This is a genomic window from Streptomyces sp. NPDC127038 (genome assembly GCF_042725875.1).
In the GTDB taxonomy this organism is placed as follows: domain Bacteria; phylum Actinomycetota; class Actinomycetes; order Streptomycetales; family Streptomycetaceae; genus Streptomyces.
On sequence record NZ_JBHXDQ010000046.1, the window covers coordinates 16119 to 40588 of the forward strand.

General features: G+C 69.7%; 19 protein-coding genes. 5 read left to right on the plus strand and 14 right to left on the minus strand.

The window, feature by feature from the left end:
- Nucleotides 1-71: 71 nt before the first annotated feature.
- Together pafA and ACFWI4_RS27300 are read right to left on the minus strand one after the other, a co-directional pair.
- Nucleotides 72-1433, minus strand: coding sequence for a Pup--protein ligase (gene pafA / locus ACFWI4_RS27295; protein WP_007499792.1), 1362 nt, complete (start codon nt 1431-1433; stop codon nt 72-74).
- A gap of 9 nt (nt 1434-1442) precedes the next feature.
- Nucleotides 1443-2702: an MFS transporter gene (locus ACFWI4_RS27300; protein WP_385403734.1), complete on the minus strand. Its 1260-nt coding sequence runs from the start codon at nt 2700-2702 to the stop codon at nt 1443-1445.
- Between the two features lie 107 nt (nt 2703-2809).
- Here ACFWI4_RS27300 and ACFWI4_RS27305 point away from each other — a divergent pair, with 107 nt between their 5' ends.
- Nucleotides 2810-3823 carry a LacI family DNA-binding transcriptional regulator gene (locus ACFWI4_RS27305; RefSeq protein WP_385403736.1) on the plus strand — a complete coding sequence of 338 codons (1014 nt, stop codon included), beginning with the start codon at nt 2810-2812 and terminating at the stop codon, nt 3821-3823.
- Nucleotides 3824-3982: 159 nt separating this feature from the next.
- On the opposite strand, the gene prcA is transcribed toward ACFWI4_RS27305, so the two are convergent.
- The 6 genes from prcA to arc all read right to left on the minus strand — a co-directional run bounded on the left by prcA (nt 3983) and on the right by arc (nt 10125).
- Nucleotides 3983-4729, minus strand: a complete 747-nt coding sequence (prcA, locus tag ACFWI4_RS27310; RefSeq protein ID WP_385403738.1) for a proteasome subunit alpha — start codon at nt 4727-4729, stop codon at nt 3983-3985.
- 55 nt (nt 4730-4784) lie between these two features.
- Complete coding sequence (gene prcB / locus ACFWI4_RS27315; protein ID WP_387201129.1) at nt 4785-5630, minus strand: proteasome subunit beta; 846 nt, start codon at nt 5628-5630, stop codon at nt 4785-4787.
- Nucleotides 5582-6070 carry an endonuclease VII domain-containing protein gene (locus ACFWI4_RS27320; RefSeq protein WP_385403743.1) on the minus strand — a complete coding sequence of 163 codons (489 nt, stop codon included), beginning with the start codon at nt 6068-6070 and terminating at the stop codon, nt 5582-5584. The genes prcB and ACFWI4_RS27320 overlap by 49 nt, the downstream gene beginning before the upstream one ends.
- A gap of 166 nt (nt 6071-6236) precedes the next feature.
- Nucleotides 6237-6455, minus strand: a complete 219-nt coding sequence (locus tag ACFWI4_RS27325; RefSeq protein ID WP_103553744.1) for a ubiquitin-like protein Pup — start codon at nt 6453-6455, stop codon at nt 6237-6239.
- 156 nt (nt 6456-6611) lie between these two features.
- The gene (dop, locus tag ACFWI4_RS27330; RefSeq protein WP_385403746.1) at nt 6612-8123 is read right to left on the minus strand and encodes a depupylase/deamidase Dop; all 1512 of its coding nucleotides are present in this window, start codon (nt 8121-8123) and stop codon (nt 6612-6614) included.
- Between the two features lie 235 nt (nt 8124-8358).
- Nucleotides 8359-10125 carry a proteasome ATPase gene (gene arc, locus ACFWI4_RS27335; RefSeq protein WP_103553742.1) on the minus strand — a complete coding sequence of 589 codons (1767 nt, stop codon included), beginning with the start codon at nt 10123-10125 and terminating at the stop codon, nt 8359-8361.
- Between the two features lie 253 nt (nt 10126-10378).
- Here arc and ACFWI4_RS27340 point away from each other — a divergent pair, with 253 nt between their 5' ends.
- Nucleotides 10379-10684, plus strand: coding sequence for a ferredoxin (locus ACFWI4_RS27340; RefSeq protein WP_365732639.1), 306 nt, complete (start codon nt 10379-10381; stop codon nt 10682-10684).
- Nucleotides 10685-10782: 98 nt separating this feature from the next.
- Here ACFWI4_RS27340 and ACFWI4_RS27345 read toward each other — a convergent pair whose 3' ends face one another.
- The 3 genes from ACFWI4_RS27345 to ACFWI4_RS27355 form a co-directional block, all read right to left on the minus strand.
- Nucleotides 10783-11358: a hypothetical protein gene (locus tag ACFWI4_RS27345; protein WP_387201135.1), complete on the minus strand. Its 576-nt coding sequence runs from the start codon at nt 11356-11358 to the stop codon at nt 10783-10785.
- Nucleotides 11359-12215: 857 nt separating this feature from the next.
- Entirely contained in the window at nt 12216-13118 is a 903-nt protein-coding gene (locus ACFWI4_RS27350; protein ID WP_385403752.1) for a tRNA (adenine-N1)-methyltransferase, read from the minus strand.
- 41 nt (nt 13119-13159) lie between these two features.
- Nucleotides 13160-14914, minus strand: a complete 1755-nt coding sequence (locus ACFWI4_RS27355; RefSeq protein WP_387201138.1) for a site-2 protease family protein — start codon at nt 14912-14914, stop codon at nt 13160-13162.
- A 177-nt stretch (nt 14915-15091) separates the two neighbouring features.
- Between ACFWI4_RS27355 and ACFWI4_RS27360 the strand changes: the two genes are divergently transcribed.
- Nucleotides 15092-16057, plus strand: a complete 966-nt coding sequence (locus ACFWI4_RS27360) for a RecB family exonuclease (RefSeq protein WP_387201141.1) — start codon at nt 15092-15094, stop codon at nt 16055-16057.
- 14 nt (nt 16058-16071) lie between these two features.
- Nucleotides 16072-16743: a response regulator transcription factor gene (locus ACFWI4_RS27365; protein WP_037628456.1), complete on the plus strand. Its 672-nt coding sequence runs from the start codon at nt 16072-16074 to the stop codon at nt 16741-16743.
- A gap of 123 nt (nt 16744-16866) precedes the next feature.
- Here the strand turns inward: ACFWI4_RS27365 and ACFWI4_RS27370 are convergent, their stop codons facing one another.
- The 3 genes from ACFWI4_RS27370 to metH all read right to left on the minus strand — a co-directional run bounded on the left by ACFWI4_RS27370 (nt 16867) and on the right by metH (nt 23317).
- On the minus strand, nt 16867-18471 hold the full coding sequence (locus tag ACFWI4_RS27370; protein ID WP_387201144.1) for an ABC transporter substrate-binding protein: 1605 nt from the start codon (nt 18469-18471) through the stop codon (nt 16867-16869).
- A gap of 476 nt (nt 18472-18947) precedes the next feature.
- Nucleotides 18948-19649: an HAD family hydrolase gene (locus tag ACFWI4_RS27375; protein ID WP_387201147.1), complete on the minus strand. Its 702-nt coding sequence runs from the start codon at nt 19647-19649 to the stop codon at nt 18948-18950.
- A 140-nt stretch (nt 19650-19789) separates the two neighbouring features.
- On the minus strand, nt 19790-23317 hold the full coding sequence (gene metH, locus ACFWI4_RS27380; RefSeq protein WP_385403765.1) for a methionine synthase: 3528 nt from the start codon (nt 23315-23317) through the stop codon (nt 19790-19792).
- Nucleotides 23318-23584: 267 nt separating this feature from the next.
- On the opposite strand from metH, the gene ACFWI4_RS27385 reads away from it, so the two are divergent.
- Nucleotides 23585-24349, plus strand: a complete 765-nt coding sequence (locus tag ACFWI4_RS27385; protein WP_387201151.1) for an IclR family transcriptional regulator — start codon at nt 23585-23587, stop codon at nt 24347-24349.
- The last annotated feature ends 121 nt before the right edge of the window (nt 24350-24470 follow it).

A 24470-nucleotide genomic window follows, 5' to 3' on the forward strand; every position in this document is an offset into this window, starting at 1 on the left:
TGAGAAGGGCGCCGTACGGAAAACGTACGGCGCCCCGCGTTGCGTTCCGCGTCACGCGCGGAACGCCCGGCTCACATTCCGGCGATCAGCTTCTCGACCCGGTCGTCCACCGAACGGAACGGGTCCTTGCACAACACCGTGCGCTGGGCCTGGTCGTTGAGCTTCAGATGGACCCAGTCGACGGTGAAGTCCCGCCGCTGCTCCTGGGCCCGCCGGATGAAGTCGCCGCGCAGCCGGGCCCGAGTGGTCTGCGGCGGCACCGACTTGCCCTCGAAGATCTTCAAGTCGTTGCAGATCCGGGCGGCTTGCCCCTTCCGCTCCAGAAGGTAGTACAGACCACGACGTCGGTGGATGTCGTGATATGCGAGGTCTATCTGCGCGACCCGGGGGTGCGACATGGTCATGTTGTGCTTGGCCCGGTACCGCTCGATGAGCTGGTACTTCATGACCCAGTCGATCTCCGTGCCGATCCGGTCGAGGTCCTCGGCCTCGATCGCGTCGAGCGTACGGCCCCACAGTTCGAGGACCTGTTCGACCGTCCCCGTGCGGATGCCGCGGCGCTCGCAGAAGTCCACGGCCTTCTCGTAGTACTCGCGCTGCACCTCCAGCGCGGAGGCCTCACGGCCGCTGGCCAGACGCACCTTGCGCCGGCCCGTGATGTCATGGCTGACCTCGCGGATCGCCCGGATGGGGTTCTCCAGGGTGAGGTCCCGCATGACCGTGCCCGCCTCGATCATGCGCAGCACGAGATCCGTGGCACCGACCTTGAGGAGCATCGTCGTCTCGGACATGTTCGAGTCGCCGACGATGACGTGCAGACGGCGGTACCGCTCGGCGTCCGCGTGCGGCTCGTCACGCGTGTTGATGATGGGCCGGGACCGGGTCGTCGCCGAACTGACGCCCTCCCAGATGTGCTCGGCCCGCTGGCTGACGCAGTACACGGCACCGCGCGGGGTCTGGAGCACCTTGCCCGCGCCGCACAGCAGCTGCCGCGTGACGAGGAAGGGAATGAGGATGTCCGCGAGCCGTGAGAACTCCCCGTGCCGGGCCACCAGATAGTTCTCGTGGCATCCATAGGAGTTTCCGGCCGAGTCGGTGTTGTTCTTGAACAGATAGACGTCGCCCGCGATTCCTTCCTCGTGCAGGCGTCGTTCGGCGTCCACCAGGAGACCTTCGAGAATGCGCTCGCCGGCCTTGTCGTGGGTGACGAGCTCCGTCACGTTGTCACACTCGGGTGTGGCGTATTCCGGATGTGATCCCACGTCGAGATAAAGGCGGGCACCGTTCCGCAGAAAGACATTGCTGCTGCGGCCCCATGACACGACACGGCGGAAGAGGTACCGCGCCACCTCGTCGGGAGACAGCCGGCGCTGTCCCCTGAACGTACACGTGACGCCGTACTCGTTCTCCAGCCCGAAAATGCGGCGGTCCATGACTGAACATTACGCCCGATCCCCTGAGCTGAAACGGGGTTCGACGGCTCGGTTTGGATCATTTTCCGATGACGCCGCAACAACCTCGCCCCTTCCGGGGGCCGCGAGGACCCGGCCCGTGGCCAGCAGAACCACCAGCGCGGCGGCACCCGCGACCCCCGGAACGGCGAAGCCCCGCCCCGCCCCGCCCCACTCGACCACCGGTCCCGCGAGGGCCGTCCCGACCGAGGCGCCCACGGTGAACGTGGTCACGAGCCAGGAGAAGGCCTCGGTGACGGTGCCGGCCGGAGCGTGCCGGTCCACCAGGACGAACGCGCACGCGATGCTCGGCGCGAGGAACACCCCGGCGAGCGTGGCCAGAGCCGTCATCGCGACCGGACCGGGCACCAGCGTCAGCGGGACGTAACACACCGCCAGAAGGCCCACCAGCACCCGCAGTCGCCGCTCCGGCGCCCCGCCCCAGCTGCGCGCCCCGTAGACCACACCGCCGCACAGCGCGCCGAGCCCGATGCCCGCCATCAGCCAGCCGTACACCGTGTCCCCGCCGTGCGCGTCGGCGTACGACAGCGCCGCGACCGTGATCGAGCCGAGCGCGATCCCGATGAACAGGAAGGCGCCCAGCAGGGCCAGCAGTCCAGGCGAGCGCAGCGCGCCCAGCCAGTGCGCCTCGCGGGGCGCCGAACGCCACGCGCGCGAGGGCTCCGAGAGGACCACGGAGAGGGCGCCCAGGACACCGATGACGCCCAGGATCAGCAGGGCGGCCTGCGCGGACCACAGCGACACGCACAGCGTCACGAACAACGGCCCGACGGTGAACAGGACTTCCTGCGCCACCGCGTCCATCGCGTACGCGGTGTGCACCTGCTCCTCCTCGCGCAGCACCGAGGGCCACAGCGCCCGCAGGCCGCCCTCCAGGGGCGGCGTGAAGAGTCCGGCCACGGCCATCGCGGCACAGGCCAGCGCCACCGGGTCCGTACCGGCCAGCGCGAAGACCGTCATGCCGAGCGCGGAGACGACCGCCGCGGGCAGCTGCACCCGGGGCTGGCCGTGGAGGTCCACCAGCCGGCCGAGCAGGGGCTGCCCCACCGCGTTGGCCACCCCGTAGACGGCCGCGAGCGCGCCCGCCAGGCTGTACGTGCCGCCCTCGGCCCGCACGAACAGCACGACGGCGATGGCCGCGGTCGCGTTGGGCAGCCGTCCCACCAGCGTCCCGACGAGCAGCCGGGTGGCGTGCCTCGCCCTCAGGATCTCCAGGTATCCCGCAGCCATGGCGTGCCCTTCCGGTAGTGCGTGACGTCGAGGTGTTACGTATAACGTCCTCCTCAATACGTACCATGTGCGCTGACCGCGAGTCCAGACGAAGGAGCAGGCACACGGTGGCAAGAGGTAGTACGCGCCCCACCAGCCGGGACGTCGCCGAGGCCGCCGGGGTCTCCCAGGCCGCCGTGTCCCTCGTGCTCGGCGACAAGTGGCGCGGACGCGTCTCCCCCGCCACCGCCGAACGCGTACGCGACGCCGCCCAGGAACTCGGCTACCGCCCCAACCTGGCCGCCCGCAACCTCCGGCTCGGCCGCACCCGCACCGTCCTGCTGGTCGTCCCCGCGCTCACCACCGAGTTCTTCGCCGGCGTCTACACCGGCGCCGCCCGCGTCGCTTCCGAGCACGGCTTCGGAGTCGTCCTCTACCCCTCCCCCGAGGGCATCGGCCCCGCCCGCGACCCCTTCGGCTCCGCGCAGGCCGCCCTCGACGGCGTCCTCGCCTCCTCCATGGCCGCCGACGCCCTCACCGCCATCCGCGGCGACCAGCTCCCCCTGGTCATGCTCGACAGCGACCCCGCCGGCAGCCAGGGCGCCGCCACCGTCAACCTCGACATCGCCGACGGCGTGCGCCAGGTCACCGACCACCTCCTCGGGCTCGGCCACCGCCGCTTCCTGCACCTCGCCGCCGACATCCCGTCCTGGACCTTCGAGGTGCGCGGCCGCGAGATCGCCTCCTGCCTCGTCGAGGTCCCCGGCACCAGCCTGCGCGTCGCCCACGCGCCCATCTCCTTCGAGGACGCGCTCGCCGCCGCCCACACGGCCCTGTCCGCCCCGGGCCCCCGGCCCACCGCGGTCATCTGCGACGACGACAAACTCGCCGCCGGCGCCTACAAGGCCGCCCGCCGCCTCGGTCTGCGCATCCCCGACGACATCTCCATCACCGGACTCGACGACCTCGCCCTGGCCCGCGCCCTGGACCCCGAGCTCACCACGGTCCGCCTCGACGCGGAACGGTTCGGCGAGCAGGGCATGAAGGCCCTCCTGGCCGTCCTGGACGGCCGCACGCCTTCGGGGGAGGACATCCCCGTCGAGCTGGTCGTCCGGGGCTCCACGGCCCCTCCAGGCCTCTAGAGCGGCCCACGACCTCCCTCTTCCCGCCAGCCTTTAGCGTCAGCCGTCTGCCGTCTGCCGTCTGCCGGGCATACGGAAGGGGGCCGCGCCGGTCTGCACCGGAGCGGCCCCCTTCCCCGCGATCACCCGTCGAACGGGTACGCGGTCCGAGCGCGAAACTCACTCGTCGTCGTCGGCGTCCTCCGCCTCCGTGGCGGTCTCCGCTCCCCCGACCTCCAGAAGCCGGGACAGCTGACGGCCCACGATCCGCTTGAACTTGCGCTGCTGCGGCCGCGTACGGTCGAGCACCGCCACCTCGAGACGCTCCGCCGGGATCTCCCGCTCGCCGCCGTTCGGCTCCCGGGACAGCGACTGGACGGCCAGCTTCAGCGCCTCGGCCAGCGACATGCCGTCCCGGTGCTGGGTGTCCAGGTACGTGCTGATCTGCTCGGCGTTGCCGCCCACGGCGACCGAACCGTGCTCGTCCACGATGGAACCGTCGTGCGGCAGCCGGTAGATCTGGTCGCCGTCCGGCGTCTCGCCGACCTCGGCGACCACCAGCTCCACCTCGTACGGCTTCTCCGCCGCCGACGAGAAGATGGTGCCCAGCGTCTGCGCGTACACGTTCGCCAGACCACGGGCGGTCACGTCGTCACGGTCGTACGTGTAGCCGCGCAGATCGGCGTACCGCACACCGCCGATCCGCAGGTTCTCGTACTCGTTGTACTTGCCGGCGGCCGCGAAGCCGATCCGGTCGTAGATCTCGCTGAACTTGTGCAGCGCGCGGGACGGGTTCTCGCCGACGAACACGATGCCGTCGGCGTACTGGAGCACGACCAGGCTGCGGCCACGGGCGATGCCCTTGCGGGCGTACTCCGCCCGGTCCGCCATCGCCTGCTGGGGTGAGACATAGAACGGCGTCGACACCGGCTATCCGTCCCTTTCTGTCGAAGTCACTGGATCACCTGGGAGAGACGGGTCTTCAGTACAGCGCGGCACGCGGCCCGTCGGGCTGCTGGAGCCGCGCCTCCAGGATCACGCGGGCGATCTCGGAGGACTCCTCGTCGGTGAGCCGGCGGAAGCCGCTCTCGGTGATCACGGTGACGATCGGGTAGATCCGGCGCGCGACATCGGGACCACCGGTCGCCGAGTCGTCGTCGGCCGCGTCGTAGAGGGCCTGGATGACCAGCGTCGTGGCCTGGTCCTCCGTCAGATCCTTGGCGTAGAGCTTCTTCATGGCGCCGCGCGCGAAGATCGAGCCGGAGCCCGTGGCCGCGTAGCCGTGCTCCTCGGAGCGGCCGCCGGTGACGTCGTAGGAGAAGATGCGGCCCCTGCCGCGGTCGACGTCGTAGCCGGCGAAGAGGGGGACCACGGCGAGGCCCTGCATGGCCATGCCGAGGTTGGAACGGATCATCGTGGACAGGCGGTTCGCCTTGCCCTCCAGGGAGAGCTGGGCGCCCTCCACCTTCTCGAAGTGCTCCAGCTCCAGCTGGAACAGCTTCACCATCTCCACGGCCAGGCCCGCCGTGCCGGCGATGCCCACCGCGGAGTACTCGTCGGCCGGGAACACCTTCTCGATGTCGCGCTGGGCGATGACGTTGCCCATCGTGGCCCGCCGGTCGCCGGCGAGGACGACTCCGCCGGGGAACGTGACGGCGACGATCGTCGTGCCGTGCGGGGCCTCGATCACGCCCTGGACGGGCGGCAGTTGCCGCTTGCCCGGGAGCATCTCCGGCTGGTGCTCGGACAGGAAGTCCATGAAGGACGAGGAACCGGGCGTCAGGAAGGCAGCCGGTAGACGCCCGGTGCTACGAGTGTTGGCTTCCACGCGTTTCCTTCCACGTATGCGGCAGCCCGCCTTATGGCATCGGGCCGATCCTTGAACTGCCCCAGTGCGGCATTGCAGCTGAAGCACAGTACGCCTCGGACACTACCCGTCTCGTGGCAGTGATCCACATGCGCCGCCGGGGCTGACAAACATATGCAGCAGACGCCCCCTTGAGAAGCGATCAGCTCGTCACGCTCGGCTTCGGTGATGCCGTACTGACGCTTCAGATGGTCCTGCCGCCCCCGAACTGCCCGGCACGCCTTGCACCGTGTGGACAGCCCGTCCGATGCGGTGGCGTTCCGATGCCATTCGTCGTGCGGCTTCACCTCACCGCACGTCCGACAGAGCTTGTGCCCGGCCGGAACATCCACCTTCTCCCGCACCGGCTTGCCCATGGCCTCCCGGCGGCGCCGGTAGTGCGCGGCGCTGTACTTCGCCACGCACTCCCGGCACCGCGGCTGGAGGCCATCGCGCCGGTTCCTGTCGCCCGCGAACGCCTCAAGAGGCAGGTCGCGCCGACATCCCGTGCAATGTTTCACGTTCAGATCGCCTGTCACCCCAATCCCCCGCAACCTTCGGTTCGAAGGCTAGGGGTGCGAAATTGCTCTACTCGCCGCCTTTTTGCACGAAGGACCTCACGAAATCCTCGGCGTTTTCCTCGAGTACATCGTCAATTTCGTCAAGAACCGAGTCGACGTCGTCGCTCAGCTTTTCCTGGCGTTCCTTGAGGTCGTCGGTGCTCTTCGCGTCCTGCGACTGTTCCTCGACCTCCTCGGTGGAACGCGTCGCCTTCTGCTGTCCGCCGCCGGTGTCCTTGGTCGCCATAACCCTCACCCCGCTCGGTTCGACGTTCTTGATCAGACCCTACAAGCAGGGTCCGACATCGGCCCCGCAGTTGCCACAACGTACGGGGACCACCTCGATGATTCCCGTAACGCCGGGTATTCCACCCTGTCCGGCGTGTGCCGTCCGGGCGGAAGCTCAATTGCCCGACAGCACCCTGACCAGGTCCTCCGCCGTGCGGCAGCGGTCCAGGAGCTCCTTGACGTGATTACGCGTTCCGCGAAGGGGCTCCAGGGTTGGAACGCGCTGGAGCGAGTCCCGGCCGGGCAGATCGAAGATCACCGAGTCCCAGGAGGCCGCCGCGACGTCGTCCGCGTACTGCTCGAGGCAGCGTCCGCGGAAGTAGGCACGGGTGTCCTCCGGCGGGGTCGTACGGGCCCGCTCGACCTCGTTCTCGTCCAGCAGGCGCTTCATCTTGCCGCGGGCGGCCAGACGGTTGTAGAGGCCCTTCTCGGCCCGCACGTCGGCGTACTGGAGGTCGACCAGGTGCAGCCGGGCGGCGTCCCAGTCGAGGTCGTCCCGGCGCCGGTAGCCCTCCATGAGTTCCCGCTTGGCGACCCAGTCGAGCTCCCCGGAGAGGCTCATGGGGTCGTTCTCCAGGCGGTTCAGGGTGTCCTCCCAGCGCAGGAGGACGTCCTTGGTCTGTTCGTCGGCGTCGGCCCCGAACCGCTCCTCCACGTACTTGCGCGAGAGCTCGAAGTACTCCATCTGGAGCTGCACGGCGGTGAGTGTGCGGCCGCTGCGGAGGGTGACGAGGCGCTTGAGGGTCGGGTCGTGGGAGACCTGGTGGAGGGTGCGTACGGGCTGGTCGACGGCCAGGTCGACGGCGATGAAGCCGTCCTCGATCATGGAGAGGACCAGGGCCGTCGTGCCGAGCTTGAGGTAGGTCGAGATCTCGGAGAGGTTCGCGTCCCCGATGATCACGTGGAGCCGGCGGTACTTCTCCGCGTCGGCGTGGGGTTCGTCGCGGGTGTTGATGATGGGGCGCTTGAGGGTGGTCTCCAGGCCGACCTCGACCTCGAAGTAGTCGGCGCGCTGACTGAGCTGGAAGCCGTGCTCGTGCCCGTCCTGGCCGATGCCGACGCGGCCCGCTCCGGTGACGACCTGGCGTGAGACGAAGAACGGCGTGAGGTGGCGCACGATGTCCGAGAAGGGGGTCTCCCGCTTCATCAGGTAGTTCTCGTGCGTGCCGTAGGAGGCGCCCTTGTTGTCGGTGTTGTTCTTGTAGAGGTGGATCGGCTGGGCGCCGGGGAGCTGGGCCGCCCGGTCCGCGGCCTCGGCCATGATGCGCTCGCCGGCCTTGTCCCACAGGACGGCGTCGCGCGGGTTGGTGACTTCGGGGGAGCTGTATTCCGGGTGTGCGTGGTCGACGTACAGCCGTGCACCGTTGGTGAGGATGACATTGGCCAGGCCGATGTCCTCGTCGGTGAGCTGGCTGGCGTCGGCGGTCTCCCGGGCGAGGTCGAAGCCTCGCGCGTCCCGCAGCGGGTTCTCCTCCTCGAAGTCCCAGCGGGCGCGGCGCGCCCGGTGCATCGCCGCCGCGTAGGCGTTGACGATCTGGGACGAGGTGAGCATGGCATTGGCGTTGGGGTGACCGGGGACGGAGATCCCGTACTCCGTCTCGATGCCCATTACTCGCCGTACGGTCATGCGGCCCTCCTTGCCCGGCGGCGCCCTCGGTCGGGGGCGCTGCTCAAGTACCGCTGGCGCTCCGGTGCGTGTGCGGTGCCCGTCCCCGCACTGCGCGACTCGGCGGTACGAAAGAGCCTAGAACGCCTCTGCGCTGGTGGGGAGATCATTTGCGTCATTGCTGTGGTCCGGCCGTGACCGGAAAAGCAGGCGGCTGCGGACACCCCGTGAAGGGCACCCGCAGCCGCCCTGTCTTTTACAGGTACTGACCGGTGTTGGCCACCGTGTCGATGGAGCGTCCCGTGTCCGCGCCCTGCTTTCCGGTGATGAGCGTTCGGATGTAAACGATCCGTTCGCCCTTCTTTCCGGAGATCCTGGCCCAGTCGTCGGGGTTGGTGGTGTTCGGCAGGTCCTCGTTCTCCTTGAACTCGTCCACGCACGCCTGGAGGAGGTGGGAGACCCGGAGGCCCTTCTGGCTGTGCTCCAAGAAGTCCTTGATGGCCATCTTCTTGGCGCGGCCCACGATGTTCTCGATCATGGCGCCGGAATTGAAGTCCTTGAAGTAGAGGACTTCCTTGTCACCGTTGGCGTAGGTGACCTCCAGGAAGCGGTTCTCCTCGGATTCGGCGTACATCTGTTCCACGGCGGTCTGGATCATGCCGTGGACGGTGGCCGCCTTGTCGCCGCCGTGCTCCCCGACGTCCTCGGAGTGCAGGGGGAGGCGTTCGGTGAGGTACTTCTGGAAGATGTCCTTGGCCGCTTCGGCGTCCGGACGCTCGATCTTGATCTTCACGTCGAGCCGGCCGGGCCTCAGGATGGCGGGGTCGATCATGTCCTCGCGGTTCGAGGCTCCGATCACGACCACGTTCTGCAGGCCTTCGACACCGTCGATCTCGGCGAGGAGCTGCGGGACGATGGTGTTCTCCACGTCCGAGCTGACGCCGGATCCGCGGGTGCGGAAGAGGGACTCCATCTCGTCGAAGAAGACGATGACGGGTGTGCCCTCGCTGGCCTTCTCCCGGGCACGCTGGAAGACCAGGCGGATCTGCCGTTCGGTCTCGCCGACGTACTTGTTCAGGAGCTCGGGGCCCTTGATGTTGAGGAAGAAGCTCTTGCCGGTGGCCTGTCCGGTCACCTCGGCGACCTTCTTGGCCAGTGAATTGGCCACGGCCTTGGCGATGAGCGTCTTTCCGCATCCGGGGGGCCCGTAGAGCAGGACTCCCTTGGGGGGCCGCAGCTCGTGTTCCTTGAAGAGGTCCGGGTAGAGGTACGGGAGCTCGACCGCGTCGCGGATCATCTCGATCTGGCCGCCCAGACCGCCGATCTGCTCGTAGCCGATGTCCGGGACCTCTTCGAGGACGAGTTCCTCGACCTCGCTCTTGGGAACGATCTCGTAGACGTAGCCGGAACGGGGTTCGAGGAGCAGGGCGTCTCCGGGACGGATGGTGACGTCCAGGAGTGGTTCGGCGAGCCGGACCACTCGTTCCTCGTCGGTGTGTCCCTGGACGAGGGCGCGCTCGCCGTCCTCCAGGATCTCCTTGAGGGTGACGATGTCGCCGACGCTCTCGTACTCCATGGCCTCGACCACGTTGAGAGCTTCGTTGAGCATCACTTCCTGGCCGCGCCTGAGCTCGTCGAGCTCGACGCTGGGGCTGACGTTCACCCGGAGCTTGCGGCCCCCGGTGAAGATGTCGGCGGTGCCGTCCTCGTTCGCCGTGAGGAAGACTCCGAAGCCGGCCGGCGGCTGTGCGAGCCGGTCGACCTCCTCCTTGAGGGCCACGATCTGGTCGCGGGCCTCACGGAGCGTGTTCGCCAGTCGTTCGTTCTGTGCGGACACGCCTGCCAGGTTGGTCTGCAACTCGACGATCCGCTCTTCGAGAATCCTCGTGTGACGCGGAGAGTCGGCGAGCTTGCGTCGCAGGACGGCGATCTCCTGCTCAAGGTAGGCAATCTGCCCGGCGGGGTCATCGGACCCTCTTCCCGGGCGGATGCCGCGGTTCATGTCGTCGTCGTGGGCTGCCACGGTCCTCACCTCCTCCAAGGGGAGCTGGACGCTTCCAGACCCTACCTGGGTGGGTGTCGATTGAAACCCCTAGATCACAAAGACTGTCGGGGTGTGTCCGATCTTCACCCTTGCGCTCTCCCTCACGCCAGGGGAATACCCACCGAACATGATTGGGAAGCGGGCGGAGGTAGGGTCGAAGTGTTCAACACCCGTCAGAGCTGGCCCGATTCCCCAGTCTTCGGTTCGCTCGACGCAGAAAACGGCAGGAGAAATGACCGTGCAGCAGGAGGCCGGAGTCAGCGGCGAGGCGCTTGAGGTCTGGATCGACCAGGATCTCTGTACCGGCGACGGGATCTGCGTCCAGTACGCGCCCGAGGTCTTTGAGCTGGACATCGACGGTCTGGCGTACGTGAAGAGCCCCGAGGACGAGCTCCTCCAGGCGGTGGGCGCCACAACGCCCGTACCCCTGCCGCTTCTGAGCGACGTGGTGGACTCGGCGAAGGAGTGTCCGGGTGACTGCATCCATGTCCGTCGCGTTTCGGACAAGGTCGAAGTCTTCGGGCCCGACGCGGAGTGACCTCACGGGCACCCCGCGTCACCCCGTGACCGGTTGACGACACCCTCCGCGCCGCGGAGGGTGTTCTTTTTTGTTCGGGTCACGCGCCGGGGGCGCGTTCAGGCACCGAGTGCTTCGGACGGCGTCGAGCGGATGAACACGCCGTTCTTCCACTGCCACTTGGCGTCCTGCTTCAGGTCGGGGCAGCAACTCGGTACGTCGGCCGAGGAGTAGCCGAGGAGCGTGGCGGTGACGGCTCCGTCGCGCACCGCGAAGTCCGTGACGCTGAGCCGGTCCTTGGGGTCGACCAGGGTCGCCACGACCCGGGGCCGCTCGGCGCCCTCGGCCCGGGTGAGGACGTAGACACCGTTGGGCGGGGTGCCCGAGCCGGCGTCGCAGCGCACGACGGCGACGGTCTCGGGGCGGCCGTCGCCGTCCAGGTCCCCGGAGGCGTGCTTCTCCACGAGGACCTTGGTGGGCCCGCAGACGATCGGGTAGTCCACGCCGGCCGGGTCGGGGGCGGCCGCGGTGGCCGTGGCCGTCTTCGGTGCGGCGCCGGGCTGGGCCGCTCTCGCCGGGTCGGGATGGACGACCGAGGAGAGGGCCACGACTCCGGCGATGGCGGTGGCAGTGGCGACCCACTGGATGGGGCTGGTCTGCGTATGCGCCAGTTCCGGGACAACGGAATGCTGCACTAGGGGTGTCTCCCGCGAGGGCTGTGCCGGTGGGGTGGGTGTCCCGCATGGTGCCACACGTCACAGCCTGGTGGAACGGCGGGGTCCGGACTCATGAGGAGTTCCTCCGGAGTTTGCGCGGGGGTCCGTCGGCGGCCCCGGCGACATCGCCGCGGCGCCACTGTCCGGGACGGCCGGGGGCCTGCGCATCGGTCACGCCTGGGCCACGGAGCGGCCCGCGCACCGGCCATGCCTGGGCCACAGGGCAGCCCGCGTATCAGCCATGCCTGGGCCACGGGACAGCCCGCACATCAGCCATGCCTGGGTCGCGGGACAGCTCGCGCATCTGCCAGGACCGGGTCACAGGACAGCCTGCGTATCAGCCATGACCGGCCCGTGGAAGTGCTGTGCGTCGGCCATGAGCGGGGCCGAAAGATCGCGCTCACCGGCAGTGACCGGGTCGGCCGTCGGACCCGCGCACCGGCCGCGATCGGTCGCCGGGGGCTCCGCGCGCGGACGTGGGGTGAGGCAGCCCGGGGAGCGGGCGCGTGGGTGCGACCGGGCGACCCGAGCCGTCGGCGCCCCGCCGCGCGGCCCCGGGCGGCTCTCACGGAGCGGCCCGCCGACGGGGCCTGGGTAAGGGCCGCGGAGGGTGTGCGGCAGGGGGTGTGCCGCCCGTCGGTGGGGCATCGGGGGGCCGCCTCGTCGGGGCCGCCCGCGACCTCGGGCCTCCGCGGCATGGGGCATCCCGGACGCGGTCCGTCGTCGTGACGGCGGTCCGTGCGGCGGCTTCTGGTGGTGCGTCAACGGAAAAGCGCTGTGGCCGAGTTCCCGGAGGGGTCCGGGAACTCGGCCACAGGTGTGGTGCGTTGGGTACGTCAGCGGGCGGAGCCGCCGTCGGCGTTCGGGCCAGCGTAGTCCTCGCCGTACGCGCCCTTGGCGGGGCGGCGGCGGCGCATGGGCGGCTCGACGCCGTCCGCGAGGCGGCGGGCGGTGAGCAGGAAGCCGGTGTGGCCGATCATGCGGTGGTCCGGGCGGACGGCCAGGCCCTCGATGTGCCAGTTGCGGATCATCGATTCCCAGGCGGTCGGCTCGTTGAAGCAGCCGATCTCGCGGATCGACTCGACGGTCCGCGCGAGCTGGGTGGTGGTCGCCACGTAGCAGCAGAGGATGCCGCCGGGGACGAGCGCCTTGGAGACGGACTCCAGGCATTCCCAGGGAGCGAGCATGTCGAGGATGACCCGGTCGACGTCGGTGTCGCTCAGGTTGTCCTGGAGGTCGCCGACGGTGAGCTGCCAGGCGGGGTGGGGTCCGCCGAAGTAGCGCTCCACGTTCTGCTGGGCGATCTCGGCGAAGTCCTCGCGGCGCTCGTAAGAGTGCAGCATGCCCTGGTCGCCGATGGCGCGCAGCAGGAAGCTGCTCAGCGAGCCGGAGCCGACCCCCGCTTCAACGACGCGGGCGCCGGGGAAGATGTCGGCGAAGGCCAGGATCTGCCCCGCGTCCTTGGGGTAGACCACGGCGGCGCCGCGGGGCATGGACAGGACGTAGTCGGGGAGCAGGGGGCGCAGCGCGAGATAGGCGACGTTCCCCGTGGTGCGGACAACGCTGCCCTCGGGAGCGCCGATCAGCTCGTCGTGGGGGAAGGAACCCTTGTGGGTGTGGAAGTTCTTCCCGGCCTCGAGCGTGAACGTGTAGTGGCGGCCCTTGGGGTCGGTCAGCTGAACCTGGTCCCCGACCTTGAAGGGCCCGCGCCTGCGGGCGGCACCGGTCGGTTCGGACATGTGAACAGCCTACCGGTCCCGGGCGGGGCCGCCGACCACGGTCAGGAGGGGCGGGCCATGGCCTTGACGAAGGCGCGTTCCACGTCGGCGGCGGACAGGACGCCGTAGATCTCGCCGGAGTCCTCGACGACGAGGTATTCGGTGGCGGGGCTGGCGCGCAGGGCGTCGAGGAGGTCTTCCCCGGCCAGTTCGGCGGAGACGCGCATGCCGTCGGTGAGGTCCTGGGCGAGGCCGCTGACGGCGACCCAGGGGCGGCGGTGTTCGGGGACGCCGACGATGGCGGCCTCGCGGACCAGGGAGAGGGGTTCGCCGTCGGCGTCGACGACGACCAGGGCGCGGGCGCCGACGTCGTTGGCGCGGCGGAGCGCTTCGGAGAGCGGGGTGGTGGTCTCGACGGGGACGGCGCGGCGGGTGAGGGAGCGGGCGCGCAGTTCCGGGAGGTGTTCGCGCAGGCGGGCCATGCGGAGGCTGTTGCCGGCGCCGGTCCAGATGATCGCCGCGAGGATGGCGGCGAGGAGGGCGTCGGTGACGGTGTCCATGCTGCTGGTGTTCTCGGGGGCCGCGCCGAGTGCCGAGGACTGGGTGAGCAGGGGCAGGCCGATGAGGACGGAGACGGCGAGGGCGCGGCCGACCCAGGCGGCGGCGACGGTGCCGCTCATGGCCCTGCCGGTGATCTTCCAGACGACGGCGCGGAGCATGCGTCCGCCGTCGAGGGGGAGGCCGGGGAGCAGGTTGAAGGCGGCGACGATGAGGTTGGAGATCATCAGGCCGGCCAGCAGGACGCCGGGTACGGTGCCGGGCTCGACGGGCAGCATGGCGAGGTAGAAGAGGCCGGACAGGACGAGGGAGAGGAGGGGGCCGACGAAGGCGAGGACGAACTCGCGGCCGGGGGTCTCGGCCTCCTTCTCGATCTCGGAGACGCCGCCGAAGAACTGGAGCTGGATGCGGCGGACCGGGAGTTTGAAGCGGAGGGCGGCGACGGTGTGGGCGAGTTCGTGGACGAGGACCGAGGCGTAGAAGGCGACGGCGAAGAAGAGGGAGACGAGGTAGCGGGCGGCGCCGAGGTCGGGCAGGACGCGGTCGAGCTGGCCGCCGAAGACCCAGGTGATCAGGGCGGCGACGAGGAACCAGCTGGGGGCGACGTACACGGGGACGCCGAAGGGGCGGCCCATGAGGATTCCGCCGCCGGGGTCCTTGGGTCGGCGGGGCGGGCGTCCCTTGGTGGTGCCGGTACGGGCGCGGGTGCGCGGGCTGCCGGGTTCTTCCTGGCCCTGGTCCTGACCCTGGTTCTGGCCCCCGTCGCGGTTGTCGGCCGGGTGGGCGGGTCCGAAGGGGTCGGACGGCTCGGAGGGGCCGGAGGGCTCGGTGGGTTCGGAGGGCTCCGTGGGTTCTTCGCGGGACGCCTCCGCGCCGGTGGACCCGGTGACGGCGGGGACCTTCGCGAGCGGGTCGCGGGTGGGCGCGACCGGTGCGACCGGTGCGACCGGTGCAGCCGATGCGGCGGTGTCGTCCGGGGACGCGGGGCCGCCGGGCGGGGACGCCGGGCCTGCGGACGGGTGCTCGGGGGTCTCGGGGCCGGCGGCGGGTTCGGGCCGGGTTCCGGTGCCGGTGTCCGTGCCGGGCCGTGTCCGGGAGTCGTGATCGGGGCCCGTGGCGTCCGGCCCGGTGGTCTCGGGGCCTGCGGGTCCGGGGTGCGCGCCGGAGACCGGACCGGTGGAGGCCGGACGCCTCTCGTGGTGCTCGGCCGTCTCGCCGCTGCCGGACCGCGGCTGCCCGCTCCCGCCGCTCTCGTCCACGATGTCCCCTCGTTCGAAGCGTCCCCCGCCCCCCGGTGCATGCGGGGCGGGAGGGTCTGTGGTCGATGGTATGCGGCCGTCGCGGTGCGTTCCGCCCCGGCACCCCTTCTGTTTTCCGTGCCGTCGTGCCCGCCGGGACAGGTTCACTGTCGGTGGCGGGCCGTATGGTCTGTTGTCATGGAAACCAGCACCGAGGGCGCCGTGCCCGAAGAACCGGCCGTGCCCGGCGCAGCCGTCGTGGCCGCGGCCGGAACCGGCGGGGGCGTCGTGGACCTCCCGGCTCCCGTGGTCGCGCGCGCGCCCGCCTCGCTGTCGCCCTCGCGTGCGAGTGACTTCATGCAGTGTCCTTTGCTGTACCGGTTCCGGGTGATCGACAAGCTGCCGGAGAAGCCGAGCGAGGCGGCGACCAGGGGGACCCTGGTGCACGCGGTCCTTGAGCGGCTGTTCGACGCGCCGGCCGCGGACCGGACGGCACCGCGCGCCAAGTCGTTGATCCCGGCGCAGTGGGACCGGCTGCGGGAGTCGAAGCCCGAGGTCGTGGAGCTGTTCGCGGACGACCCGGAGGGTGAGCGGCTGGCCCGCTGGCTGTCCGAGGCGGAGCGGCTGGTGGAGCGCTGGTTCACGCTGGAGGACCCGACGCGTCTCGAGCCGGCCGAGCGGGAGCTGTTCGTGGAGGCGCGGCTGGATTCCGGGCTGACGCTGCGCGGGATCATCGACCGGGTCGATGTGGCGCCGTCGGGCGAGGTCCGGATCGTCGACTACAAGACGGGCAAGGCGCCGCGGCCGGAGTACGCCGAGGGCGCCCTGTTCCAGATGAAGTTCTACGCGCTGGTGGTGTGGCGGCTGAAGCGGGTGGTCCCGCGCCGTCTGCAGCTGGTCTATCTGGGCAGCGGTGACGTGCTGACGTACGACCCCGAGATCGGGGACCTGGAGCGGGTGGAGCGCAAGCTCCTCGCTCTGTGGGAGGCGATCCGGGAGGCGACGGAGACGGGTGAGTGGCGGCCGCGTCCCACCAAGCTGTGCGGCTGGTGCGACCACCAGGCCGTGTGTCCGGAATTCGGTGGTACTCCCCCGGCATATCCGCTCCCGGTCAGGGCGGCGGGGTCGGGCGCGGGTGAGCAGGGCAGAATGGGCCCGGACTAGCGAAGGAGACTCACGTGGCCATCCGCGTCCTACTGGTCGACGACCAGCCGCTGCTGCGCACCGGCTTCCGGATGATTCTGGAAGCGGAGCCGGATCTGGCGGTCGTCGGCGAGGCCGGTGACGGTCTCCAGGCACTCGATCAGGTGCGTGCGCTCCAGCCCGATGTGGTGCTGATGGACATCCGCATGCCGCGGATGGACGGTGTGGAGGCGACGCGGCAGATCACCGGACCCGGCCGGGACGGTCCGGCGAAGGTGCTGGTGCTGACGACGTTCGACCTCGACGAGTACGTGGTGGAGGCGCTCCGCGCCGGTGCCAGCGGTTTCCTTCTCAAGGACGCGCCGGCCAATGAGCTGGTGCAGGCGATCCGGGTGGTGGCGGCGGGCGAGGCGATGCTCGCGCCGAGCATCACGCGTCGGCTGCTGGACAAGTACGCGGGTCATCTGCCGTCCGGGGACGAGCCGGTTCCGGACACGCTGCACACGCTGACCGACCGTGAGGTCGAGGTGCTGAAGCTGGTGGCGCGCGGTCTGTCGAACGCGGAGATCGCGGCCGATCTGTTCGTCAGCGAGACCACGGTCAAGACGCATGTCGGGCATGTGCTGACGAAGCTGGGGCTGCGCGACCGGGTGCAGGCCGCGGTGTACGCGTACGAGAGCGGTCTGGTGCGGCCCGGCGCGCAGTGAGCACAGGGCCGGCCGGGCCCGCTTTCCCGGCGAGCGTACGAAAGGGCGCCCGTTCCGCACTGGAACGGGCGCCCTTTCGGCGTTCGGGCCCGGGGCCTCACGGCCCCGGGTCGGACGGTTCGGTCACTGGCTGATGCCGCGACCGAGCTCCCACAGCTGAAGGGTGGAGGAGGAGTTGAGCGCCCACTCCGAACCCGTGATGTCGTCACGCGCGGCGATGTACTGCTTGCCCTGCCAGAGCGGGATGACCGGGACGTCGTTGGCGACGATGTCCTGGATGGTCGTGAGGCTCTTGGACGCGGTGAGACGGTCGGCCTCGCGCCGGGAGTCCGGGATCAGGTTGTTGATGATCCGCGGGTTCGAGTAGGGCGAACCGAGGAAGTTGCCCTTGTCGAGGAACGGCGCCAGGAAGTTGTCGGCGTCCGGGAAGTCGGGGAACCAACCCATGCCGTAGACCTCGTACGCGCCCTTCTGCTCGGCGGGACGGAACTTGGCCCACGGGGTGCCCTGGATGCTGACGTCGAACAGACCGGTCGCGTTCAGCTGCTTCTTCAGGACCTCGAACTCCTGCGCGGTGACCGCACCGTAGTGGTCGGTCGTGTAGTGCAGGGTCATCTTGACCGGGGTGGTGATGCCGGCCTTGGCGAGCAGCGACTGGGCGCGGCTGACGCTCGGGTCGCCGTACTTGTTGAAGAAGGCGTTGGCGTGGCCGGTGATGGTCGCCGGGACGAGCGAGTAGAGCGGCTCGGCCTGGGAACCGTAGACCTTGGAGATGAGCTCACCGCGGTTGATGACCTGCGCCATGGCCTGGCGGACGGCCGTGGACTTCACCGACGGGGCGTCGGTGTTGAAGGCCAGGTAGCGGATTTCGAGACCGGGCATCTCGTTCAGGTTGATGTTGCCGCCGGACGCGTTGTCCAGCTTGTTGATCTGATCCGGCGTCATCGAGCGCGTCATCAGGTCGATGTCGCCCTTGTCGAGAGCCGCGCCCATGGTGTCGGCGTCCGCGAAGGAGCGCAGCTCGACCGCGTTGTTCTTGACCTTGAGCTGTCCCGTGTAGTGCGGGTTCTTCGTGAAGACGGCCCGGGTGACGGTGTCGTCCTTGGACTCGATCTTCACGGTGTACGGTCCGGAGCCGTCGACGGAGAAGCCGTCGCGCAGGTGGTCCTTCTCGTAGTTCTTCGAGCTGATGATGCCCGCGACGGGGGTCGACAGCTTGAAGGGGAAGGTGGCGTCGGCGATCTTGAGGTGGAAGATCACCTCGCGGTCGCCGCGGGTCTCGACGGTGTCGATGGTGGACAGCAGGCCCGCCACACCGGAGTCGGCCTTGATGGCGCGGGCACGGTCGATGGAGAACTTGACGTCCTTGGCGGTGATCGCGTCACCGTTGGAGAACTCCAGGCCCTGACGCAGCGTGCACGCGTAGCGCTCGTTGCCGCTGTCGGTGAAGCCGCACTTCTCGGCCGCCTCGGGCTGCGGCTCACCGTCACCACGGGGCTGGACCATCAGCGTCTGCACGGTCTGACGGAGCACGTTCCAGGTGCCGACGTCGTAGGCGTACGCCGGGTCGAACGGCGCCGGGGCGTCCTTCGAGGCGGTGAACTGGTCCGTGGTACCGACAACGATGGCATCGCCGCTGTTGCCCCCGCCGGCGGACCCGCCGCAGGCGGCGAGCACTGGGGCGAGCAGGCCGACCACGGCCGGCAGCACCAAAGTCTTGCGGTTCATGCTCGTGTTTCTCCAGAGCTGTAGGTTCCGCGAGCCGGCATGCAGGGGTGGCGCGGCGGGTCACGGGGATACGGCGATGTTCTCGGCGATGACATTAGTCCGCACCACAAGGTCGGCCACCCGTCGTGGGAGCGGTCTTCCGCTCACGCTGCGAAACCGGGCGTGGACACACTGATAACCCGACACGGGAAGGATTAGTGCAGGGTTTCATCAATCGGGACACAAAGGCACGCCAGGTCTTCACGAATGGGCGGTGCGTGCACAAGTCGGTCCGACTGTCGACCCTCAGTCACGTGGCGAACGTCACACAGCAAAATTGATTGAGGCGTACCGGAATTACTGGTTCCGCCCGATTTGAATTCCGGAAGCCCCTCGCCCGCGCTTACCACACGGAACGGTCACGAATTTCCAACGTATTCGACTCCGCACGCGATTCGGCACGCTGCGTACGGAGCCGGACGACGTTCCGTGATCGGTCAGTGGGGGTTTGTCATCAGACGATGCAGAAAGGGCAGGTCGACCTCTTCCAGGGACCCCACCACGGTGCGGCGGGCGGCGGGGGCGATGGGGGCGACCGAGGGCACGGCGATCACCTGGCAGCCCGCGGCCTCGGCGGAGGCGACGCCGGTCGAGGTGTCCTCGATGACCGCGCAGCGCGCCGGTTCGGCGCCGAGCCTCGCGGCCGCGAGGAGATAGGGGTCGGGGAACGGCTTGGTCCGCTCGACCTCGTCGCCCGCGACGGTCAGGGCGAAGAAGTGGGACCCGATGGCGCCCAGGACGCGGTCGATGATCCGCCGGTGCGAGGCCGAGACCAGCGCGGTGGGGATCTCGTGCGCCGCGAGCTCGGCGAGCAGCCGGGCGGCGCCCGGCATCAGCGGCAGGGAGTGCCCGATGCGCTCCTCGAAACCGTCGTTGAGCAGGGTGGACAGTTCCGGCAGGGTGATGTCGGCGCCGGTGGCCTCGATGAGGAATCCCGCGCTGCGGGTCATGGGGCCGCCGACCACCACATGGCGCCAGGAGTCGTCCAGCGCGTGCCCGAGCGCGGCGAAGACCGCGACCTCCACGTCCCACCAGAAACCCTCGGTGTCCACCAGGGTTCCGTCCATGTCGAGGAGCACGGCCTGGAGTGCTGAGCCTTCGGCCGTACGGGTTCCGAGCGCGGGGACCGTACTGGTCATCCTGGCGCACCTCCTTGAGGGACGATCAGGCCGGCCGTCCCCTTGTACGCCAGGGGACGACCGGCCTGCGATGGACCGACCAGTGTACGACTTATCCGATCAGCGTGCTGTGTGCCGCGTGCCACGGCGCGCCGGGACGCTCACCGTGCGTTGAAGTACTTCGCCTCGGGGTGGTGGATGACGATGGCGTCGGTCGACTGCTCGGGGTGGAGCTGGAACTCCTCGGAGAGGTGGACGCCGATGCGCTCCGGTTCGAGGAGCTCGGCGATCTTGGCGCGGTCCTCCAGGTTCGGGCAGGCGCCATAGCCGAGGGAGAAGCGGGCGCCGCGGTACTTCAGGGCGAACATGTCGTCGATCGCGGCCGGGTCCTCCCCCGCGAAGCCCAGCTCGGAGCGGACGCGCGCGTGCCAGTACTCGGCGAGGGCCTCGGCGAGCTGGACGGACAGGCCGTGCAGTTCGAGGTAGTCGCGGTAGGCGTTGGCCTCGAAGAGCTTGGCGGTCTCCTCGCCGATGCGCGAGCCGACGGTGACGACCTGGAGGCCGACCACGTCGGTCTCCCCCGACTCCTCGGGACGGAAGAAGTCGGCGAGGCAGAGCCGGCGGCCGCGGCTCTGGCGGGGGAAGGTGAAACGGGTCCGCTCGTTGCCGCGGTCGTCCAGGATGATCAGGTCGTCGTCCTTGGAGACGCACGGGAAGTAGCCGTAGACCACGGCGGCCTCCAGCAGGTTGTCCCGCTGGAGCCGGTCGAGCAGACCGCGCAGCCGCGGCCGCCCCTCGGTCTCGACGAGCTCCTCGTAGGTGGGACCGTCACCGGCGCGGGCCTGCTTGAGACCCCACTGGCCCTTGAACAGGGCGCCCTCGTCCAGCCAGGAGGCGTACTCCTTGAGCTGGATGCCCTTGATCACGCGGGTGCCGGTGAAGGGGGCCTTCGGTACGGGGTTGTCGACGGAGACGTCGGAGCGGACGTGTCCCTCCTGCGGCCGTTCCTCGGTCACCACGGAGGCGGCCGCGCGCACCCGGCGCTGCTTGAGTTCGGGCAGGACCGCGCCGGGGACTCCGCGCTTGACGCCGATGAGGGCGTCCATCAGACGCAGGCCCTCGAAGGCGTCGCGGGCGTAGCGGACCTCTCCCTGGTAGATCTCGTGGAGGTCCTGTTCGACGTAGGCCCTGGTCAGGGCCGCGCCGCCGAGGATGACGGGGTAGTCGGCGGACAGGCCCCGCTGGTTCAGCTCCTCCAGGTTCTCCTTCATGATCACCGTGGACTTGACCAGGAGTCCCGACATGCCGATGACGTCGGCCTTGTGCTCCTCGGCGGCGTCCAGGATCGCGGAGACCGGCTGCTTGATGCCGAGGTTGACGACGTTGTAGCCGTTGTTGGACAGGATGATGTCGACGAGGTTCTTGCCGATGTCGTGGACGTCGCCGCGGACGGTGGCCAGGACGATGGTGCCCTTGCCCTCGGCGTCCGACTTCTCCATGTGGGGTTCGAGGTAGGCGACGGCCGACTTCATGACCTCGGCGGACTGGAGCACGAAGGGCAGCTGCATCTGGCCGGAGCCGAACAGTTCGCCGACCACCTTCATGCCGTCGAGCAGGGTCTCGTTGACGATGTCGAGGGCGGGCCGGTCCTGGAGGGCCTCGGCGAGGTCGGCCTCTAGGCCGTTCTTCTCGCCGTCGATGATCCGCCGCTTCAGGCGCTCGTCCAGCGGGAGCGCGGCCAGTTCCTCGGCCTTGCCCGCCTTGAGCGACTTGGTGGTGGCGCCCTCGAACAGGGCCATGAGCTTCTGGAGCGGGTCGTAGCCCTCGGCGCGCCGGTCGTGGATGAGGTCGAGTGCGGTGGTGACCTCCTCCTCGCTGAAGCGGGCGATCGGCAGGATCTTCGAGGCGTGGACGATCGCCGAGTCCAGGCCGGCCTTGACGCACTCGTCGAGGAAGACCGAGTTGAGCAGGATGCGGGCGGCCGGGTTGAGGCCGAAGGAGATGTTGGACAGGCCGAGCGTGGTCTGGACGTCGGGACGGCGGCGCTTGAGCTCGCGGATCGCCTCGATGGTGGCGATGCCGTCCTTGCGGGACTCCTCCTGGCCGGTACAGATGGTGAAGGTCAGGCAGTCGATGAGGATGTCGGACTCGTGGATGCCCCAGTTGCCGGTGAGGTCCTCGATGAGCCGTTCGGCGATGGCGACCTTGGTCTCGACGGTACGGGCCTGGCCCTCCTCGTCGATGGTCAGGGCGATCAGCGCGGCGCCGTGCTCGCGGGCGAGGCCGGTGACCTTGGCGAACCGGGACTCGGGGCCGTCGCCGTCCTCGTAGTTGACGGAGTTGAGGACCGCTCGGCCGCCGAGGCGCTCCAGTCCCGCGCGCAGGACCTCGACCTCGGTGGAGTCGAGCACGATCGGCAGGGTGGAGGCGGTGGCGAAGCGGCCGGCGAGTTCGTCCATGTCGGCGACGCCGTCGCGGCCCACGTAGTCGACGCACAGGTCGAGCATGTGCGCGCCCTCGCGGATCTGGTCGCGGGCCATCTCCACGCAGTCGTCCCAGCGGGCCTCCAGCATGGCCTCGCGGAACTTCTTCGAGCCGTTGGCGTTGGTGCGCTCGCCGATCGCCATGTAGGCGGTGTCCTGGCGGAACGGGACCGTCTGGTAGAGGGAGGCGGCGCCGGGCTCGGGCCGCGGGCTGCGCTCGGCGGGCGTGAGGCCGTTGACCCGCTCGACCACCTGGCGCAGGTGCTCGGGGGTCGTGCCGCAGCAGCCGCCGATCAGGGAGAGGCCGTAGTCCCGTACGAAGTTCTCCTGGGCGTCGGCGAGGCCCTCGGCGTCGAGCGGGAAGTGGGCGCCGTCCTTGGTCAGGACGGGCAGGCCTGCGTTGGGCATGCACAGCAGGGGGATGCGGGAGTGGCGGGTGAGATAGCGCAGGTGCTCGCTCATCTCGGCGGGGCCCGTGGAGCAGTTCAGGCCGATCATGTCGATGCCGAGCGGTTCCAGCGCGGTCAGCGCGGCGCCGATCTCGGAGCCGAGCAGCATGGTGCCGGTGGTCTCGAAGGCCATGGAGACCAGCAGGGGCACGCGGACGCCGGTCGCCTCCATGGCGCGGTGCGCGCCGAGGATCGAGGACTTGGTCTGGAGCAGGTCCTGGGTGGTCTCGACGATCAGGGCGTCGGCGCCGCCCGAGAGCAGGCCCTCGGCGTTGGCCTGGAAGCCGTCGCGCAGGGTGCCGTAGGAGACGTGGCCGAGCGTGGGCAGCTTGGTGCCGGGGCCGATCGAGCCGAGGACCCAGCGCTGGCGGCCGTCGCGGGCGCCGAAGGCGTCGGCGACCTCGCGGGCGATCCTGGCCCCCGCCTCGGAGAGTTCGTGGACGCGCTCGGCGATGTCGTACTCGGCCATCGCCGAGTGGTTCGCCCCGAAGGTGTTCGTCTCGACGCAGTCGACGCCGACCTCGAAGTAGGCCTCGTGGACGGAGCGCACGATGTCGGGGCGGGTGATGTTGAGGATCTCGTTGCAGCCCTCGAGGTCCTGGAAGTCCTCGAGCGTGGGGTCCTGCGCCTGAAGCATGGTGCCCATCGCGCCGTCGGCCACCACGACACGGGTGGCGAGGGCTTCTCGAAGTGCGTCGGTTCGCTGCCGGCCTTCGGAAGGACCGGACGAAAGGGACGGGTTCGGCAACGAGGCCATGAAGGTGCTCCCTGGAGTGCGACGGCTGTCGGCTTTGCGCTTCCCATGGAAGGCGCACGCCGTCAGGGTAGCCCGGAGCACCACGGATCGGTCATGGGCGTCCACGAGGCGGACGGGTGTGGCGTGGATGGCCGCGGTGTGGAGAAGCGCGGAACGTGGGGCGACCACCCATTGGCGGGAGATCGGTGACGACCGGTAGTGTTCGACATTGCCGAACGGCAGCGAGAAGTCGCGCCGGCGGCCCAAGGGGACGGAGGCAGCACGGCGATGGCACGGAACATCCAGTCGCTCGAGCGGGCAGCGGCGATGCTGCGGCTGCTCGCGGGCGGCGAGCGGCAGCTCGGCCTGTCGGACATCGCCTCCTCGCTCGGCCTGGCCAAGGGTACGGCCCACGGCATCCTGCGGACCCTCCAGCAGGAGGGGTTCGTCGAGCAGGACGCCGTGTCCGGGCGCTATCAGCTGGGCGCCGAGCTGCTGCGTCTCGGCACCACCTATCTGGACGTGCACGAACTGCGGGCGCGGGCCCTGGTGTGGACCGACGACCTGGCCCGTTCCAGCGGCGAGAGCGTGTACCTGGGTGTGCTGCACCAGCAGGGCGTCCTGATCGTGCACCACGTCTTCCGGCCCGACGACAGCCGCCAGGTCCTGGAGGTCGGGGCGATGCAGCCGCTGCACTCCACGGCCCTGGGCAAGGTGCTGTCGGCGTACGACCCGGTGGCGCACAGCGAGGTCCTGGAGGTCGAGCGCAAGGCGTTCACCCCCCGGACGATCAGCGAGCTGGACGACTTCGAGGCCGTCCTGGACGTGACCCGCGCACGGGGGTACGCGGACGACGTCGAGGAGACCTGGACGGGCGTGGCGTCCGTCGCCGCCCCGATCCACAACCGGCGGCGGATGCCGGTCGGCGCGGTGGGCATCACCGGGGCCGTGGAGCGGGTGTGCAAGGACGGGGAACTGCGTCCCGAGCTGATCGCGGCCGTACGCGACTGCGCCCGCGCGGTGTCGCGCGACCTGGGCGCCGGACGCTTCTGACGCGAACGGCGTTCGCCGCTCCCATACGGGCCCGCGAACCGCGCTGACGGGCCCACCCGCACCGACGCCTCCCCCGAGCCCGTGCGGCGCCGCGGCTCCGCCCGGGAGCGGTGTCACGCGC

Bases quoted from the DNA above. Each gene is read 5' to 3' on its own strand.
- pafA (WP_007499792.1), bottom strand. From the start codon at position 1,433: ATGGACCGCCGCATTTTCGGGCTGGAGAACGAGTACGGCGTCACGTGT.
- ACFWI4_RS27300 (WP_385403734.1), bottom strand. From the start codon at position 2,702: ATGGCTGCGGGATACCTGGAGATCCTGAGGGCGAGGCACGCCACCCGG.
- ACFWI4_RS27325 (WP_103553744.1), bottom strand. From the start codon at position 6,455: ATGGCGACCAAGGACACCGGCGGCGGACAGCAGAAGGCGACGCGTTCC.
- dop (WP_385403746.1), bottom strand. From the start codon at position 8,123: ATGACCGTACGGCGAGTAATGGGCATCGAGACGGAGTACGGGATCTCC.
- ACFWI4_RS27340 (WP_365732639.1), top strand. From the start codon at position 10,379: ATGACCGTGCAGCAGGAGGCCGGAGTCAGCGGCGAGGCGCTTGAGGTC.
- ACFWI4_RS27350 (WP_385403752.1), bottom strand. From the start codon at position 13,118: ATGTCCGAACCGACCGGTGCCGCCCGCAGGCGCGGGCCCTTCAAGGTC.
- ACFWI4_RS27360 (WP_387201141.1), top strand. From the start codon at position 15,092: ATGGAAACCAGCACCGAGGGCGCCGTGCCCGAAGAACCGGCCGTGCCC.
- ACFWI4_RS27370 (WP_387201144.1), bottom strand. From the start codon at position 18,471: ATGAACCGCAAGACTTTGGTGCTGCCGGCCGTGGTCGGCCTGCTCGCC.
- ACFWI4_RS27375 (WP_387201147.1), bottom strand. From the start codon at position 19,649: ATGACCAGTACGGTCCCCGCGCTCGGAACCCGTACGGCCGAAGGCTCA.
- metH (WP_385403765.1), bottom strand. From the start codon at position 23,317: ATGGCCTCGTTGCCGAACCCGTCCCTTTCGTCCGGTCCTTCCGAAGGC.
- ACFWI4_RS27385 (WP_387201151.1), top strand. From the start codon at position 23,585: ATGGCACGGAACATCCAGTCGCTCGAGCGGGCAGCGGCGATGCTGCGG.